At 50.7% G+C, this 13,431-nt stretch carries 15 protein-coding genes and 4 pseudogenes; 16 read left to right on the top strand and 3 right to left on the bottom strand.

Features of this window, described 5'->3' with window-relative positions; translation table 11 throughout:
- The 16 genes and pseudogenes from ACP7A4_RS21690 to ACP7A4_RS21615 all read left to right on the top strand — a co-directional run.
- A partial coding sequence (locus tag ACP7A4_RS21690; protein ID WP_426248208.1) for an RHS repeat-associated core domain-containing protein occupies positions 1 to 685 on the top strand: 685 nt, incomplete at its 5' end.
- Between the two features lies 1 nt (position 686).
- Positions 687 to 881, top strand: coding sequence for a hypothetical protein (locus ACP7A4_RS21685; RefSeq protein ID WP_059761842.1), 195 nt, complete (start codon positions 687 to 689; stop codon positions 879 to 881).
- Positions 882 to 887: 6 nt separating this feature from the next.
- A complete protein-coding gene (locus ACP7A4_RS21680; protein WP_156425773.1) occupies positions 888 to 1,061 on the top strand; it encodes a hypothetical protein in 174 nt (57 codons plus the stop codon).
- A gap of 206 nt (positions 1,062 to 1,267) precedes the next feature.
- Positions 1,268 to 1,456: pseudogene (locus ACP7A4_RS21675) on the top strand (RHS repeat-associated core domain-containing protein); the annotation flags it as partial.
- A pseudogene (locus ACP7A4_RS21670) lies at positions 1,448 to 1,807 on the top strand (hypothetical protein). The pseudogenes ACP7A4_RS21675 and ACP7A4_RS21670, both read left to right, overlap by 9 nt.
- Positions 1,808 to 2,245, top strand: a complete 438-nt coding sequence (locus ACP7A4_RS21665) for an SMI1/KNR4 family protein (RefSeq protein WP_426248206.1) — start codon at positions 1,808 to 1,810, stop codon at positions 2,243 to 2,245. It abuts the pseudogene before it with no gap.
- A gap of 28 nt (positions 2,246 to 2,273) precedes the next feature.
- Positions 2,274 to 2,591 (top strand): annotated as a pseudogene (locus ACP7A4_RS21660) (PAAR domain-containing protein).
- 33 nt (positions 2,592 to 2,624) lie between these two features.
- A complete protein-coding gene (locus tag ACP7A4_RS21655; RefSeq protein WP_426248205.1) occupies positions 2,625 to 3,026 on the top strand; it encodes a hypothetical protein in 402 nt (133 codons plus the stop codon).
- Entirely contained in the window at positions 3,023 to 3,469 is a 447-nt protein-coding gene (locus ACP7A4_RS21650; protein ID WP_426248204.1) for an SMI1/KNR4 family protein, read from the top strand. Before ACP7A4_RS21655 ends, ACP7A4_RS21650 begins: the two co-directional genes overlap by 4 nt.
- Positions 3,470 to 3,493: 24 nt before the next feature.
- Complete coding sequence (locus ACP7A4_RS21645; protein WP_426248202.1) at positions 3,494 to 3,757, top strand: PAAR domain-containing protein; 264 nt, start codon at positions 3,494 to 3,496, stop codon at positions 3,755 to 3,757.
- Positions 3,758 to 4,046: 289 nt separating this feature from the next.
- Positions 4,047 to 4,727, top strand: a complete 681-nt coding sequence (locus ACP7A4_RS21640; protein WP_426248201.1) for an RHS repeat-associated core domain-containing protein — start codon at positions 4,047 to 4,049, stop codon at positions 4,725 to 4,727.
- Positions 4,728 to 4,942: 215 nt separating this feature from the next.
- Positions 4,943 to 5,560, top strand: a complete 618-nt coding sequence (locus ACP7A4_RS21635; RefSeq protein ID WP_426248200.1) for an Imm43 family immunity protein — start codon at positions 4,943 to 4,945, stop codon at positions 5,558 to 5,560.
- 210 nt (positions 5,561 to 5,770) lie between these two features.
- Positions 5,771 to 6,091, top strand: a pseudogene (locus tag ACP7A4_RS21630) (RHS repeat-associated core domain-containing protein); the annotation flags it as partial.
- A 341-nt stretch (positions 6,092 to 6,432) separates the two neighbouring features.
- Positions 6,433 to 6,897 carry a hypothetical protein gene (locus tag ACP7A4_RS21625; protein WP_426248198.1) on the top strand — a complete coding sequence of 155 codons (465 nt, stop codon included), beginning with the start codon at positions 6,433 to 6,435 and terminating at the stop codon, positions 6,895 to 6,897.
- 462 nt (positions 6,898 to 7,359) lie between these two features.
- A complete protein-coding gene (locus tag ACP7A4_RS21620) occupies positions 7,360 to 7,758 on the top strand; it encodes an Imm44 family immunity protein (protein ID WP_203304064.1) in 399 nt (132 codons plus the stop codon).
- 60 nt (positions 7,759 to 7,818) lie between these two features.
- Positions 7,819 to 8,082: a PAAR domain-containing protein gene (locus ACP7A4_RS21615; protein WP_426248196.1), complete on the top strand. Its 264-nt coding sequence runs from the start codon at positions 7,819 to 7,821 to the stop codon at positions 8,080 to 8,082.
- Positions 8,083 to 8,581: 499 nt separating this feature from the next.
- Here the strand turns inward: ACP7A4_RS21615 and ACP7A4_RS21610 are convergent, their stop codons facing one another.
- The 3 genes from ACP7A4_RS21610 to ACP7A4_RS21600 form a co-directional block, all read right to left on the bottom strand.
- Positions 8,582 to 9,895 carry a carbohydrate porin gene (locus tag ACP7A4_RS21610; RefSeq protein WP_426248194.1) on the bottom strand — a complete coding sequence of 438 codons (1,314 nt, stop codon included), beginning with the start codon at positions 9,893 to 9,895 and terminating at the stop codon, positions 8,582 to 8,584.
- Between the two features lie 68 nt (positions 9,896 to 9,963).
- Positions 9,964 to 12,378 (bottom strand): glucose/quinate/shikimate family membrane-bound PQQ-dependent dehydrogenase, encoded by a 2,415-nt coding sequence (locus tag ACP7A4_RS21605; protein ID WP_426248192.1) that lies wholly within the window; start codon positions 12,376 to 12,378, stop codon positions 9,964 to 9,966.
- Between the two features lie 169 nt (positions 12,379 to 12,547).
- On the bottom strand, positions 12,548 to 13,390 hold the full coding sequence (locus ACP7A4_RS21600) for a sugar phosphate isomerase/epimerase family protein (protein ID WP_426248190.1): 843 nt from the start codon (positions 13,388 to 13,390) through the stop codon (positions 12,548 to 12,550).
- Positions 13,391 to 13,431 lie beyond the last annotated feature (41 nt).

Genomic DNA, 13,431 nt, shown 5'->3' with positions numbered 1-13,431 from the left:
AGGCGCCTACGATATAGACCAAGACCCGCTGTGGACGCACACGGCCCAAGCGCTACCGATAGACGTGTTGGCCTGGTACCAGTGCGACCACTTGGGCACGCCGCAAGAACTGACCGACCCCAACGGCCAACTCGCCTGGAGCGCGCAGTACAAAGCCTGGGGTGAAGTGCGGGAACAGCGTTCGGAATGGGCACAGCGTGAAGGCCTGACCAACCCGATCAGATTTCAGGGCCAGTACCACGATCATGAAACAGGGCTGCACTACAACCGCTATCGGTACTATGATCCACGGGTTGGGCGGTTTATCAGTAAAGACCCGATCAGCTATGCGGGTGGGTTGAATCTTTACCAATATGCGCCGAATCCTACGGGGTGGGTTGATCCGCTGGGACTGGCTCGTTGTAAGTGTGAAGTTGGAGCTGATACAAATCGACGCTCACCAGAACCTATTTATAAAACCACTAAAGACGCTAAAAAAGCGGCCGAATCCTTAGGGTTCAAAAAAGTTAACGAGACTGTTCATGGAGGTCAAGCAGTATTCAAAAGGGGGAATGATTTCATTACTCGAGATCTTGATGGACATAATGGAGGAGCCTGGAAAATGGCAAGCTCGGTGAAGGCGCTTGGAAGCCGCGAGTCAAGAAGCGGCACTTTTGACATCAACTTAAATCGTATTGGAAATTAAAATGAATAGCACCTCGAAGAATCCAGAATGGGTTACAAAAGGAAAAACAATTAAGCAGCTGATTAAGGAGTTGCAGTCATTTGAGGATCAAGACTTCATGGTGGAGATTTCCATCGATGGAGGGGATACACATAAACCCATTAGTCTTGTTAAAAAGTCCGGTGACGTTTGCTTGTTAGTAAATAGTGAAATATGACCGTGAATGAATGAGCCTGTTACAGCACAGGCTCAATTTTTCGTTACTTCCGAAGTATCGAACATCGTTTTTACCCTTGCTGTTTTTGGTTTTTATGTGTTCTTGGCCGCATGGAAAAAAACAATCTATGAGGAGAGCAATGGTGAGCAGCGCCCGCCTTTAAATAAGAGCGATTACTGAAGAGTAGCGCATGAGATTTTCTATATCGGGTGAGATAGATGCTGCCGCTGGTGATGCTGAGCATATTACTAATGAATTAGCTCGTATATGGCAAGTCTGCTAATGCCGCCAGCGGGCTGGGTGTGGAAACCTTCGCCTGCGACCCGGCAAGCAACGTACTGGATGAGAAAACTCAGCAGGTACTTAGACCGTTGGAACAAAACCCCAACCCGATCAGATTTCAGGGCCAGTACCACGATCACGAAAAAGGGCTGCACTACAACCGCTATCGGTACTATGATCCCCGGGTTGGGCGGTTTATCAGTAAAGATCCGATCAGCTATGCGGGTGGGTCGAATCTTTACCAATATGCGCCGAATCCTACGGGGTGGGTTGAACCGCTAGGGTTGGCGAAGTGCTGCGACCAATGCGGTATAACAACTCACTCTAACCAGCCCTCGCCTAGACCTACAGGGCTCGAATCCCACCATATTATTCAAGACGCATGGGCTAAGGCTAACGTGTCTGGCTATTCACGGGGAGGTGCGCCAGCACTTCTACTGCCACGATCTCCTTAACACTCAACAGTTACCGTTTTACAAAACGCACGAAGGGATGCAAGGGTCAGAAATGAAGAGCCTAAATGGGGTAGCTCAATGAACGAGGCGTTCAATAACTCCTATCGCCATCTTGGGGCTGCTGGTGTCAGCGAGAAATGTAGGCGCAAAGCAATCAAGCAGGCATACAAATATTTTCATGGTGACTAAATGAATATTGCACAGTGCATATCGTTAATTTCGTCCACTTGGCATGGATGTCAAGGGGTATCAACTGATGTCTTTAATAAACTTGAGCCACAGATACAGTTGCAGCTTCCTTCTGACTACAAGGAATTCATGTGTTGGTCAAATGGAGGGGAGGGTGTCTTCCCCGCCATTCGATTATCACTTTGGCCAGCAGAGGACCTAGTGCGTTTAAATAGTAATTATCAGATCAATCGATATCTCGGAGATCACGTGCTAGGCATAGGATCGGATGGTGGACCAATTTGTTTTCTCTTGGACTACCGACTAGGAAACAAACCGAAATTTTCGAGCGTAAACTTTGGAGACCTAGATCCAGAAGAAATAAAGCAAATTGCTCCGTCATTTACCTCGGCTATTGAATATGCAATCACAGGAAAGCTGATTGATGAAGATTTATAAATTAACTCTGATATAGAGCGTGTATATAATGAAAGACATCATCCGCCTAGGCGACTCCACCGCCCATGGCGGTGTCGTGCTTGAAGCTTTTTCCCGGACTGATCTCTACGGTAAACCGATTGCCGGTGTTGGTCATAACGTCAGTTGCCCGTTATGCAAAGGGGTTTTTCCCATTGCCGAGGGCAGCGCGACTTAGTCCGTTGACGGCATTGCCGTTGCACTCGATGGAATGAAGACAGCTTGTGGCGCGGCGCTAATAGCCAGTGGCTCTAAAGGTGCAGCCAACGTTGAACCGCAACACCGTTCTTTAAAAGCTGAGCCGGTATGGATTGATATTTACTGTTAGCACAACTGCCAACAAAGCCAAATGCGTTGGGACTTGCTCGACCGTCTGGTGCGCTTTGAAGACAACCCCCTCAGTGTCGACTACGCCTACGACCCGCTGGGGCTTGCTACATGCCCATGTAAGGATATGGATGCTAAGAAGAAGGTAAATGAAGTTGGTCATCACATGCCTCGAAATGAATATAACAAAACTATAGATGTCTCGCGCAATAATGGCCCCACGGTACTAATGACTACCGACGCTCATGCTGAGACTCGCACTTTTTCTGGACGCGGGAAAGCATCAATGCGTAAAGACGGCAAAGCTGAGTTGAATGCACGACAACGCCTCGCTTTGGATATTAAAGATCTAAGAACTCTTTATGGCACAAAATGCGATAGCGCCTCCTTGAAAGCTATTGCGTATGCTAAAATCAGGCCGGAGTACGCGAAATGAGCAACCAGCTCACAATTAATGGCTTACAACTCCCTGCGAGTTACTGTGCGTTAGCAGCAAAATATGAGGGTTTTGACGGATTTTGCAATCTAAAACTAAAAAACCCAAAAGACTCTTTTGGATATCCCCTGGAGTGCGAACTCGCTCAAATCTATTCAAATGAGCAAAAACTTAAAGAAATAACAGATTCACTCAATAAGTATTTTGTACCTGACGGCTATTACGGTGAACTTGACAGCAATAATACTGACCCCGAATCACTGAAAGACATAACAGACTTCAAAAAAATTGTCTGTTTTGGCATTACTGGTGATGGCAGTCAATTCTGTTTCGACTTTAGAGGCTGCGCAAATGTACCAGCTGTTATTTGGTGGGAAGATGATCACTGGCGAAAAATATCTAATTCATTCGAAGAGTTTATTTTTTTATTCTCCAACTCTTGATCACCATAAGTTAAATCAAACACAATGAAAGACATCATCCACCTAGGCGACCCCACCACCCACGGTGGCGTCGTCCTTGAAGCTTTTGCCAATACTGACCTCAACGGCAAACCGATTGCCGGGGTCGGCCACATGGTCAGTTGCCCATTGTGCAAGGGGATTCTCCCCATTGCCGAGGGCACAGCGACTTACTCCGTTGAAGGAATTGGCGTTGCACTCGATGGAGTGAAAACAGCGTGTGGTGCCGCACTGATTGCCAGTGGCCTTAAAGGCGCAGTCAACCGTTGAACCGCTACACTGTTCTTTAAAAACTGAGCCGGTATGGATTGATATTCACTGTTGGCACAACGGTCAACAAAGCCAAATTCACTGGAACCTGTTCGAGCGTCTGGTGCGCTTTGAAGACAGCAAACTGAGCGTCGACTACGCCTACGACCCGCTGGGGCGGCGCATCCATAAATACTCCAACGCTCACTACTAGCATCGCCCGGAAGCCGGCTCGCACTGGGTTGCGGCTTCACCCTCTTCGGTTGGGACGGCGACACCCAGGCCTGGGAAAGCAGCCCGGACCAGGCCGATGGCGCGGCAAAACAGTCCACTACCTCTACGAACCCGGCCCCCTTCGTGCCTGTGGCGCAGGCGATGCGACTTCAACCGATCCGCCTTTTGGCGCAGCCGAGCTACGAAGGCGGCTACGACATCGACTAGGACCCGCTGTGGACGCACACGGTCCAAGCGCTACCGATTGACGTACCAGTGCGACCACTTGGGCACGCCGCAAGAACTGACCGACCCCAACGGCCAACTCGCCTGGAGTGCGCAGTACAAAGCCTGGGGTGAAATAAAAGAACAGCGTTCGGAATGGGCGCAGCGTGAAGGGCTGACCAACCCGATCAGATTTCAGGGCCAGTACCACGATCACGAAACGGGGCTGCACTACAACCGCTATCGGTACTATGATCCCCGGGTTGGGCGGTTTATCAGTAAAGACCCGATCAGCTATGCGGGTGGGTTGAATCTTTATGCGTATGCGCCTAATCCGGTGGAATGGGTTGATCCAAATGGGTTATGTAGTAAGAAACTTGATCGCGCCTTGGGAGGCTCACCGAATGATGGTATGCAGGCGCATCACCTAATTCCTGAACAAGTGTGGAAGGAACAGCGTGGATTTTTTTCGGATATTGGAATGTTGAACCAACAAGACAATAAAGAAAACGGCCTACTAATGCCTACAACTGCAATAAAAGCTAAAAAATGAAAAGGGTATTCTATCACTGCGGTTCACATGGGAGAGTTTATACTCCTGTTGTGAGTGGCCTGATTGAGCGTGTAAGAGATAAATATGAAAGTGGTGAAGTTGACGAGGCTCAGGCCCGTATTAAAATAACAGCGATTCAGAATAGACTGAGAATTTCCCTCTCAGCTATGGGCGCAAAGCAGAGACGTGTTAAATAACAATATACTGGAGGTGTTATGGGTTTTTATGTGTTTTCTCAAAGAGAAGAGTCGGGCTGTCAGGCTGGCATGTTGAATGCAGCTTTGTGTGATAAGTTTTACGAAGATATGGATAACATAGAATATGGAGATTTTCCATGGTATAGCGAAAAAGGGCGAAGTAAAAATCGAACGCCGCTGCCTGAAGGCATGGTTCTTATTTCAAAAGATAAATATTATGACTTTGATATTCGGGGTATCTCAAGATTTTATTATATTGTGAGCGATGAGTTTCTTGACTTGTGCTTTAGCTTGAGTGTGGAAGTGATTGATAGCGCTAAAATAAAAGTGCTTTCAATTAAGGGGGAAAGTATTTCTAAGAAAAATTATAATGTAGTTATTTTTAATGAGCTAGATGCAAGGCTCGATACGGATCCAACCTCTACATTCGTCGAGGATGAGGGGCGGCCTATTAGATTCAAAAAGCTTGTCATTCCACACGGGCTAGGTCTGGACCTTTTCAAATATAGTCGAATGCTGTCGGGAAGTGATTCACTGATTTGTTCTGAGCAATTCAAAATAAAGGCTGATAACTTTAAAGGTGTAAATTTCTTTTCTCTGGATGGTTTGATCTGGTCTAGCGTAAAAAGAATTTAATGTTTTAAATGTAGATTGATTTTTATATTTGCTGTGAACGCTATTAAAGCAGTGGCGATTTTTCCTTGTGGAATTCTCAGACCTACTCTGATACCACTCTTGAAAAATAACTAGGCCGCCGGGTTAGATAGTTGTGCGATCAATTACCATCCCCAGAGTAGTAGCCCCGCATGAACGTTGTAAATCATACGATTTTCCTGTGGGCGCTGTTACCAGTGCGACCACTTGGGCACGCCACAAGAACTGACCGACCCCAACGGCCAACTCGCCTGGAGCGCACAGTACAAAGCCTGGGGTGAGATAAAAGAACAACGTTCGGAATGGGCGCAGCGTGAAGGCCTGACCAACCCGATCAGATTTCAGGGCCAGTACCACGATCACGAAACGGGGCTGCACTACAACCGCTATCGGTACTATGATCCCCGGGTTGGGCGGTTTATCAGCAAGGACCCGATCAGCTATGCGGGCGGGTTGAATCTGTATGCGTATGCGCCGAATCCTACGGGATGGGTTGATCCGCTGGGACTATCAACCATTCCTAAAAAGGGAAGATATCACGGTCCTAAACCTTTATATGAAAACCCAGGGCATCATGATCCGTCTTCGGGGAACTTTAGAGGTGGAGGGTCAAAAACATCAGTTCTTCCTAAAGATGCAGAGTCGCTGTACAAAAAAGCAATCCCGGACGCTGAAGGTAAGCACTGGTATGCGATGGATGAAAATGGAGTTATTCACCGTTTTGGGAACAACAATGACGGAAACGTTCATTAGAATGGCGACACATCGCAGAACCATGGTATCCCAGTACCTCCTGAAATCGATAAAAGGTTCGTATCCATGAAAAAGGATTGCTTGTGTGGGAGGTATAAGAAATGAAATATCCCATCATTGAAATTGGGCTTAATCTCTCAACTGTCGGCGACTACTTGTTCTCACAGTGCAGATTTGTTTTTCAGTCTGTGAATGTTGGCGATTATGAACAAATAGTTCTTGCAAAAAACCTTCTGCTCTCACTTGAGGACTTAGAGGCGCGCCTTGATAATGTCTGTGCCGAAGAGTGCTTTGCTGAAGAAATTAACGATAGATTGGACCTCGTAATAAAACATGATATTCGCAACTGCTGCCTTCCTCTTGGTATTGAATCTTTCGATGGCGATAAAGCTGCCTTTTTCAAACTTTTTGGCGAGCACCACATTGCAATAAGACCATGGGGGAGCAGTCTATTTATTGAGAAGCTAGATCCTTTGCAGTATCGAGACACAATAAATAACAACATATCTTGTCTAAGAGAGCGCATGACTGCAAATAAAGGGGGGCGGGAGGCTGCAATAGAGTGACAGCCATCAGGGCCGGTGAGATACAGACTCGCACGGACTATGCCATTATCTAGAAAGCAGGGTGGCAAGTTGAAACTTATAAAGTTTGGGGTGAAATAAAAGCACAGTGCTCAGAATGGGCGCAGCGTGAAGGCCTGAAAAGTCGTGCCCTCCTGTCGATGACCCGACCAAAAAGGTGCATGGCAATAGTTTGGACAGTGATGCGCCAGCTATTGGCTACACGCTGAGGGATCAGAAAACAAATGAGGTCATGAAGTATGGCGAAACCACAAAAGGAAAAAAACGTTACCCTGAATCGTACATCGACAAAACAAAGTTGACTTTACCCAGGAAGCAAGTGGTACAAAGCGCGAAATGCACGCCTGGCAACACGAGCGGATATTAGAATACAAAGCTAATCATGAAGGGAAGCGCCCCCCATTAAACAAAAATGACTATTAGTGGTGAATTATGAAATTCTCTATGTCTGCTGAAAAAGAAGCTGCAATTGGAACTGCCGAACATATCGCGAGAAACAAAATAAAACCAGTTCTTGACAAGGCGCTTGAAGGATTACAGCTTGAGTTTGACTTAAAGCGATGGAGCTACATCTCCATCATAATGCCTAAAGAGTTTTCAGCAGATTATCCCGAAGTGGCAAGATTTCATAAAAAAACGAAAGTATTAGAGTTTCGCATCGCCATACCATTCGAGGACTTTTTAAATGCTGACGAGAAAGGTCAGATATCTCTTATACTAGACGCCATTGAAAAAACGATAGATATGATGAGCAAGTTCAAAGTACCCAGTAAGGATAGGGGTGCTTTAAGGAATGCAGTAGTTGAGGCAAGAGCCAGACTGTCATCTGCGACCAACAACTAAAAGTTAGGCGTGCAAATAAATTTATAAGGGACTTATATAGCTTCAGAGTATGTAATCTCAATGAAAGACATCATCCTCCTAGGCGACCTCACCACTCAGGATGGCGTCGTTCTCGAAGCTCTTGCCAATACTGACCTCAACGGCAAACCGATTGCCGGGGTCGGCCACATGGTCAGTTGCCCATTGTGTAAAGGGATTTTCCCGATTGCCGAGGGCAGCGCGAGTTACTCCGTTGACGGCATTGCCGTTGCACTCGATGGAATGAAAACAGCCTGTGGTGTCGCACTGATTGCCAGTGGCCCGAAAGGCGCAGCCAACCGTTGAACCACTGGAACCAAAACGAACGGGCGCGCAAACAGCGCGAACTGGGTTGCGGCTTCACTCTGTTCGGCGGGTACGGCGATACCCTGATACGAGATATTGATAGGCACAATGGGGCGCATCGAAAAGGGCAGGTTCTGTGAAAGAACTAGACAGCCGTGATTTAAGAAGTGGTACATATGTTGTCAATTTAAATCGAATTGGAAGTTGAGTTGAATGAAGTTTCGAAGTATCCAAAGTGGGTGGTTCAAAGAAAAACAATTAAACAGTTAATCAAGGCGCTTCAAACGTTTGAAAATCAGGATCTTGTTGTTGAGATATCTGTAGACGGGGGTGAGGTTCATAAGCCCATAAGCCTGGTTAAAAATCTGGCAGGGTGTGTTTGTTGGTCAATTGCGAGATGCAGACCTGAATTAAAGAGCCTGTGAGGGTGCAGGTTTGTCTTTTCATTTGTGGCGCCTGGCATGACGTCAGGCACCCCTGAGGCGCGCTTGGCCGTTGTTTAAAACGTTGCTTTTGCTTGCAGCCCGATCACCAGTGCGTTTTGAATCTGTTCGCCAGAGAAAGCACCGGGCTCGATGATGTATTGCAGATCCGGGCGTAATAACAGCCAGGGTGTGGCCTGATAGCCGTAGCTGATTTCCAGCAATTGTTCGCCCGAGTCGAGGTTGGGTACAAACTCACCGTGGGCTATTGCAGCACTTTCCAGAACCTCGCGGCTGCGCGGGTTGGGCACTGCGCGACCATAGCCGATGGCAAGGGTGTCGTGCGGGCGCCCCGCGAATGGTTTGTTCAGCACCATACCCACGCCATACCACTTGGTAAACGGTGATGCAGCACTGCTCGCTGCCGAATACTGTCCAAACACATGCACGCTACGACCTTTGGCAGTGGTAGAGTTCCACACCGCCTGGTCGACCAGCAAGTAGTGTCCACCCCGGCCGGCTACCTCTTTATCACTGCCAATGCGTTTGGCATCGGAGCTGTCGTAGTAATACCCCAGTTTGTATTCGCCAGGCAGTTCGCTTTGTTGTTTGTACACCAACTCGATTGGCACCACAGTGCCAGTGGTGTGCTTGGGCCCCAAGTGCCAGGCTCGACTGGAGTTGCCGTTGCTGGATGGGTCGACGTTGAAGGCCGCCACTCGCAGTTGCCAAGAGGGCGAGAGGTCGTATTTGATGCGAACGCCCAGATGCGCATTGGGGTAGTTGGACCAGCCACTGCCGCCTGACATGTTCAGTGGATGGCCGCAAAAACCTGCGTTCATGAAGTTGCACAGGATGCCGCTGTCCAGGCCGCCGATGTCATTGCCCATTGCCATGTAGCCAAGCTTGACGTTCAGGGCAGGGGTAAACAGGCTGCGCTCGTAACTCAGCTCAGTGAGACGGGTGTACAGCCCGCCGTAGTTTTCCTGGATGGGGAGGCGGTTTCCTACCAAGTCTTCGGATGCGCTGTTACCTCTTCGGTCATTGAGGGTGATTTGCACCTTGCCCGCGTTGTCCAGCCCATACAGTTTTGAGAGGTCAAACTGCACGCCCAACTTGATGTTTTGCGAGTAACGGGCCGAGCGGTGCAGTCCGCCGTGCAGGTTATAGGCGGTTTCGCCGGTGTAATCGCCAGTGAACTTGACCCCGTCATCTTCCAGTTGATGACGCAGGCCGCCCCAATTGCCGCTGAGGGTTTTGCGTGAGAACACATCCGTATCGTTATCAGCCACATCTGCAAACGCAGGTTGAGACATGGCGCAGGCAAGTCCGACCAGAAGACCTGGTATCAACGGAGCGCGGTGGGGAAGGGACAAGTATGAGTGCTTCATGTAAAACCTTCTAACACTTAAACAGAACGCGGCGCCCGAAGACGCCGCGTGGAGGGACTAACCGAGGCTTATGGCAATGCGTAGGCCATGACGTAGTCACCACGATCAGGTGACTGTCGGGCACCGCCAGCCGTGATGACGATGTACTGCTTGCCGGTTTTCGGCGAAACATAGGTCATCGGGCCGCCTTGGCTGCCGACGGGCAGGCGTGCTTTCCAGATTTCATCACCGTTGCCGCTGTTGAATGCCCGCAGGTAGAAGTCCTGTGTGCCCGCGATGAAAATCAGCCCGCCCTGAGTGGAGAGGGTGCCGCCCAGCGTGGGTAGACCCACAGGAATCGGCAAGTGCATGCGGATGCCCATCGGCCCCGTGTCTTCAACAGTGCCCACCGGCACTTGCCACGCGATCTTTTGCGTTTTCATGTCAATGGCGGTCAGGGTGCCAAAAGGCGGTGCCTGGCATGGAATACCCGCGACGGACAAGAAACGGTTTTTATTGACCGCATACGGCGTGCCTTTGAGCGGCACTGCGCCCATGCCGGTGTTGAGCGCTTCACCGCCGCTAGAAGCTTTGGCATCTTTTGCCTGTGGAACCATTTGGCTCCACAAACCCAGACGCATGTCGTTGATGAAAATGAAACCGTGAACCGGGTCTGTCGAGATACTGCCCCAGTTCATGCCGCCCAATGAGCCGGGAAAGCTCAGCGACACATCGGTGCCCGGCGCTGTGTACAAACCGTCGTAGCGCATTTTTTTGAAGTCGATGCGGCACAGCAATTGGTCAAACGGTGTAGCCCCCCACATGTCGGATTCAGTCAGGTGTTGTGCGCCGATTTGCGGCATCCCCACGGACAAAGGCTGGGTAGGGGAGTACGGCTCGTTCGGGATGTCGGCGGCCTTGACCGGGACCTCTTGGACATCGGTCAACGGCTGGCCGGTCTTGCGATCAAGGACGTAGATCTGGCCCGCTTTGGTGCCGATCACCACAGCAGGTACTGTGCTGCCGTCGGCTTTATCGAAATCAATCAGGCTGGGCTGCATAGGCAAGTCAAAATCCCAGAGGTCGTTATGCACCGTCTGGTAGACCCACTTCTCATCGCCTGTTGTCGCGTCCAGCGCCAGGATCGAAGCACCGTATTTGTGGTTCAGTGCTGTGCGTTCAACCCCATAGATATCCGTAGACGAGCTGCCCATTGGCAGAAACAGCGTGTTCATCTGTGGATCGTAGGACATCGGTGCCCAGCTGTTCGGCGTACTGCGCACATAGGTGCTGTCCGAAGCGGGTGCCTGCTTGTCTTCAGGGTTGCCCGGATCGAACGCCCAGCGCATGTTCCCGCTGATGACGTCAAAGCCGCGAATCACGCCACCCGGCATGTCGGTCTGAACGTTGTCAGCGACCCGACCGCCAACCACCACGGTCGTACCGGCCATCAGCGGCGCGGAAGACAATTGGTAATACGAGTCTGGCACGTTGCCAAGACCGGCTTTGAGATCCACCTGACCCTTGTTGCCAAAGCCTTGGCAGAACTCGCCGGTGTCGGCGTCAACGGCAATCAGGCGCGCATCAATGGTGTTGGTCAGCACGCGACGCTGGCAATTGGCCCCGGCCGGTACGGTGGCAGCCATAATCGGCGAGCTATTGGCTTGTGTCGGCTGGGCAATCGGTGCGGTGGCATCGAAGTAGGCCATGCCGCGGCAACGTTGCCACACCGCTGATTGAGCGTTGATCTGGTTTTTCCACAACTCTTTGCCCGTGTCGGCATCGAGTGCGATCAGGTTGTTGTGGGGCGTGCAGATAAACACTTTGTTGCCCACTTGCAGTGGCGTCAGTTGGTCTTCTGCACCGTTACCGTCGCTGATGGCCACGTCACCGGTGTGGTAGGTCCACGCCACTTTTAGTTGATTAACGTTGCCACGGTTGATTTGGTCCAGCGCAGCGAAGCGGCTGCCACCTTCGGTATTACCGTAGTGGCTCCAGTCCTTCTGCTCGTGGCCAGGATCGACTGCGGTCAACCCTGGGCCATTGCCGGTCGGGGAAACACTTGGATGAGCGACGAACATATTGCCCGCAGCCACCACCAGCAATACAGCCAGTACCCCGGCGATTGCATAAGCGCGGTGACCGGGTGTGCGCCCGGCAGCGCGGATTAGCTGCGGATAGATCAGCAACACCACAAGGCCGATGGCACTGAACATGAACAGGCGCGAAAACAGGGGCCAGAAGTGCAGGCCTGCATCAGCCACCGCCCATACCAGGCTGGCCACAAGAAACACGCCATACAGCCAGGCGCCGACGGGTTTGCGCAAAGCAATCAGGCCGCCGGATACAAACATGGCGACACCGGCGCAGAGGAAATACCAGGAGCCGCCCAGCGACACCAGTTGGATGCCTCCGACTGCCAGTGCAATGCCGAGCAAGGCAATGACGATGCCCAACCCAATGGAAATAAATGTGGAAGCGCGCGCGCGCTTTTTTGCAGTCATGCGTGTGGGTCTCGCGTAGGAAGAGTCTTTGACTAGATGATTAGCTTGCTAAGTATAAAGTTGTTACAAATCGGGATGCCAGTAAAAAATACCAGCCTCTTTTGAACCCAGTGTGCGTAAGGACAAGCGGGCAAAGAATCAGATGATTCTTAAAGCATCAGCCGATGCTTTATTGCCCGTGCACAGACCACTCACTGAACGCCGCGATGCTTTGCTCAACGGCCTGGATGAGGGTGGGGGCGTCTTGCCACAGCGAGTCGTCAACCGATTCAGAAAAAATCTCCAGCACACAATCACCGGCGTAACCGCTCGCTGCCAGTGCGCCCAGCAGTGCTTTAAAGGGGATTTCCCCGTCACCCAGCGCGCGACGATCATGCAATGAACGAGGTCTGCGCCAGTCAGCCAGCTGCACAATAAACAGCTTGTGCGCGCTGATGCTGGTTAGCAGTCCTGCATCCTGCCAACTGTTGTACAAGTCCAGGCAAAGGCCGAAGTGCGGGTGGTTGACCGCACTTGCCATCGCTTGCGCCTGACTGAAGGTGAAAAGCACCGAGTTACGGTTCATTAACGAGGGGCCCAGTGCTTCGAGCGCGATACGCATGCCCTGGCGCTCGGCATGCACGGCCAATGTTTGATAATGCTCAACGCAACCGTCCCACACCCGGGCTTCATTGCCGCTGCTGTCAGCACCGGTGTTGGTGATCAGGGGCAGCCCCGGCCAAAAGGGGCTGAAGCGCTCCACTGACATCATCAATTGCTCAAGCCGGAGCTGGGGGTTGCTCGGCTGGGGCGCCGAGGCAGACGGAAAAATGGTCAATGTACGTGGCTGTATTGAGGTAATGCGTACGCCACTTTCCTTGATCTGCTCCAGTTGTTCGCGCGCGCGTCCTGTATCGTCAGACAGTTTCTTTTCAGCAATTTCCAGCGCGCAACCCAATCTCAGGCAGAGCTGCAAGTCTTGTTCCAGAGTAAGCGGGGACGTAGTGATCTGACTGAGAGCCAAGGGCTGCATGATGACCTCTGTGGTTTGACGCGACTGCCAATTCAGAGCTT

This window comes from Pseudomonas sp. TWR3-1-1, from assembly GCF_049896545.1.
Classification (GTDB): Bacteria; Pseudomonadota; Gammaproteobacteria; order Pseudomonadales; family Pseudomonadaceae; genus Aquipseudomonas; species Aquipseudomonas weihenstephanensis.
Note: the sequence above shows the minus strand (reverse complement) of the source record. Positions and strands in the feature narration are given on the sequence as shown.

What these genes read in the sequence shown, in the direction of transcription:
- ACP7A4_RS21685 (WP_059761842.1), top strand. Translation starts at nt 687, where the DNA reads ATGAATAGCACCTCGAAGAATCCAGAATGGGTTACAAAAGGAAAAACA.
- ACP7A4_RS21680 (WP_156425773.1), top strand. Translation starts at nt 888, where the DNA reads ATGAATGAGCCTGTTACAGCACAGGCTCAATTTTTCGTTACTTCCGAA.
- ACP7A4_RS21665 (WP_426248206.1), top strand. Translation starts at nt 1,808, where the DNA reads ATGAATATTGCACAGTGCATATCGTTAATTTCGTCCACTTGGCATGGA.
- ACP7A4_RS21650 (WP_426248204.1), top strand. Translation starts at nt 3,023, where the DNA reads ATGAGCAACCAGCTCACAATTAATGGCTTACAACTCCCTGCGAGTTAC.
- ACP7A4_RS21645 (WP_426248202.1), top strand. Translation starts at nt 3,494, where the DNA reads ATGAAAGACATCATCCACCTAGGCGACCCCACCACCCACGGTGGCGTC.
- ACP7A4_RS21640 (WP_426248201.1), top strand. Translation starts at nt 4,047, where the DNA reads ATGGCGCGGCAAAACAGTCCACTACCTCTACGAACCCGGCCCCCTTCG.
- ACP7A4_RS21635 (WP_426248200.1), top strand. Translation starts at nt 4,943, where the DNA reads ATGGGTTTTTATGTGTTTTCTCAAAGAGAAGAGTCGGGCTGTCAGGCT.
- ACP7A4_RS21625 (WP_426248198.1), top strand. Translation starts at nt 6,433, where the DNA reads ATGAAATATCCCATCATTGAAATTGGGCTTAATCTCTCAACTGTCGGC.
- ACP7A4_RS21620 (WP_203304064.1), top strand. Translation starts at nt 7,360, where the DNA reads ATGTCTGCTGAAAAAGAAGCTGCAATTGGAACTGCCGAACATATCGCG.
- ACP7A4_RS21615 (WP_426248196.1), top strand. Translation starts at nt 7,819, where the DNA reads ATGAAAGACATCATCCTCCTAGGCGACCTCACCACTCAGGATGGCGTC.
- ACP7A4_RS21610 (WP_426248194.1), bottom strand. Translation starts at nt 9,895, where the DNA reads ATGAAGCACTCATACTTGTCCCTTCCCCACCGCGCTCCGTTGATACCA.
- ACP7A4_RS21605 (WP_426248192.1), bottom strand. Translation starts at nt 12,378, where the DNA reads ATGACTGCAAAAAAGCGCGCGCGCGCTTCCACATTTATTTCCATTGGG.
- ACP7A4_RS21600 (WP_426248190.1), bottom strand. Translation starts at nt 13,390, where the DNA reads ATGCAGCCCTTGGCTCTCAGTCAGATCACTACGTCCCCGCTTACTCTG.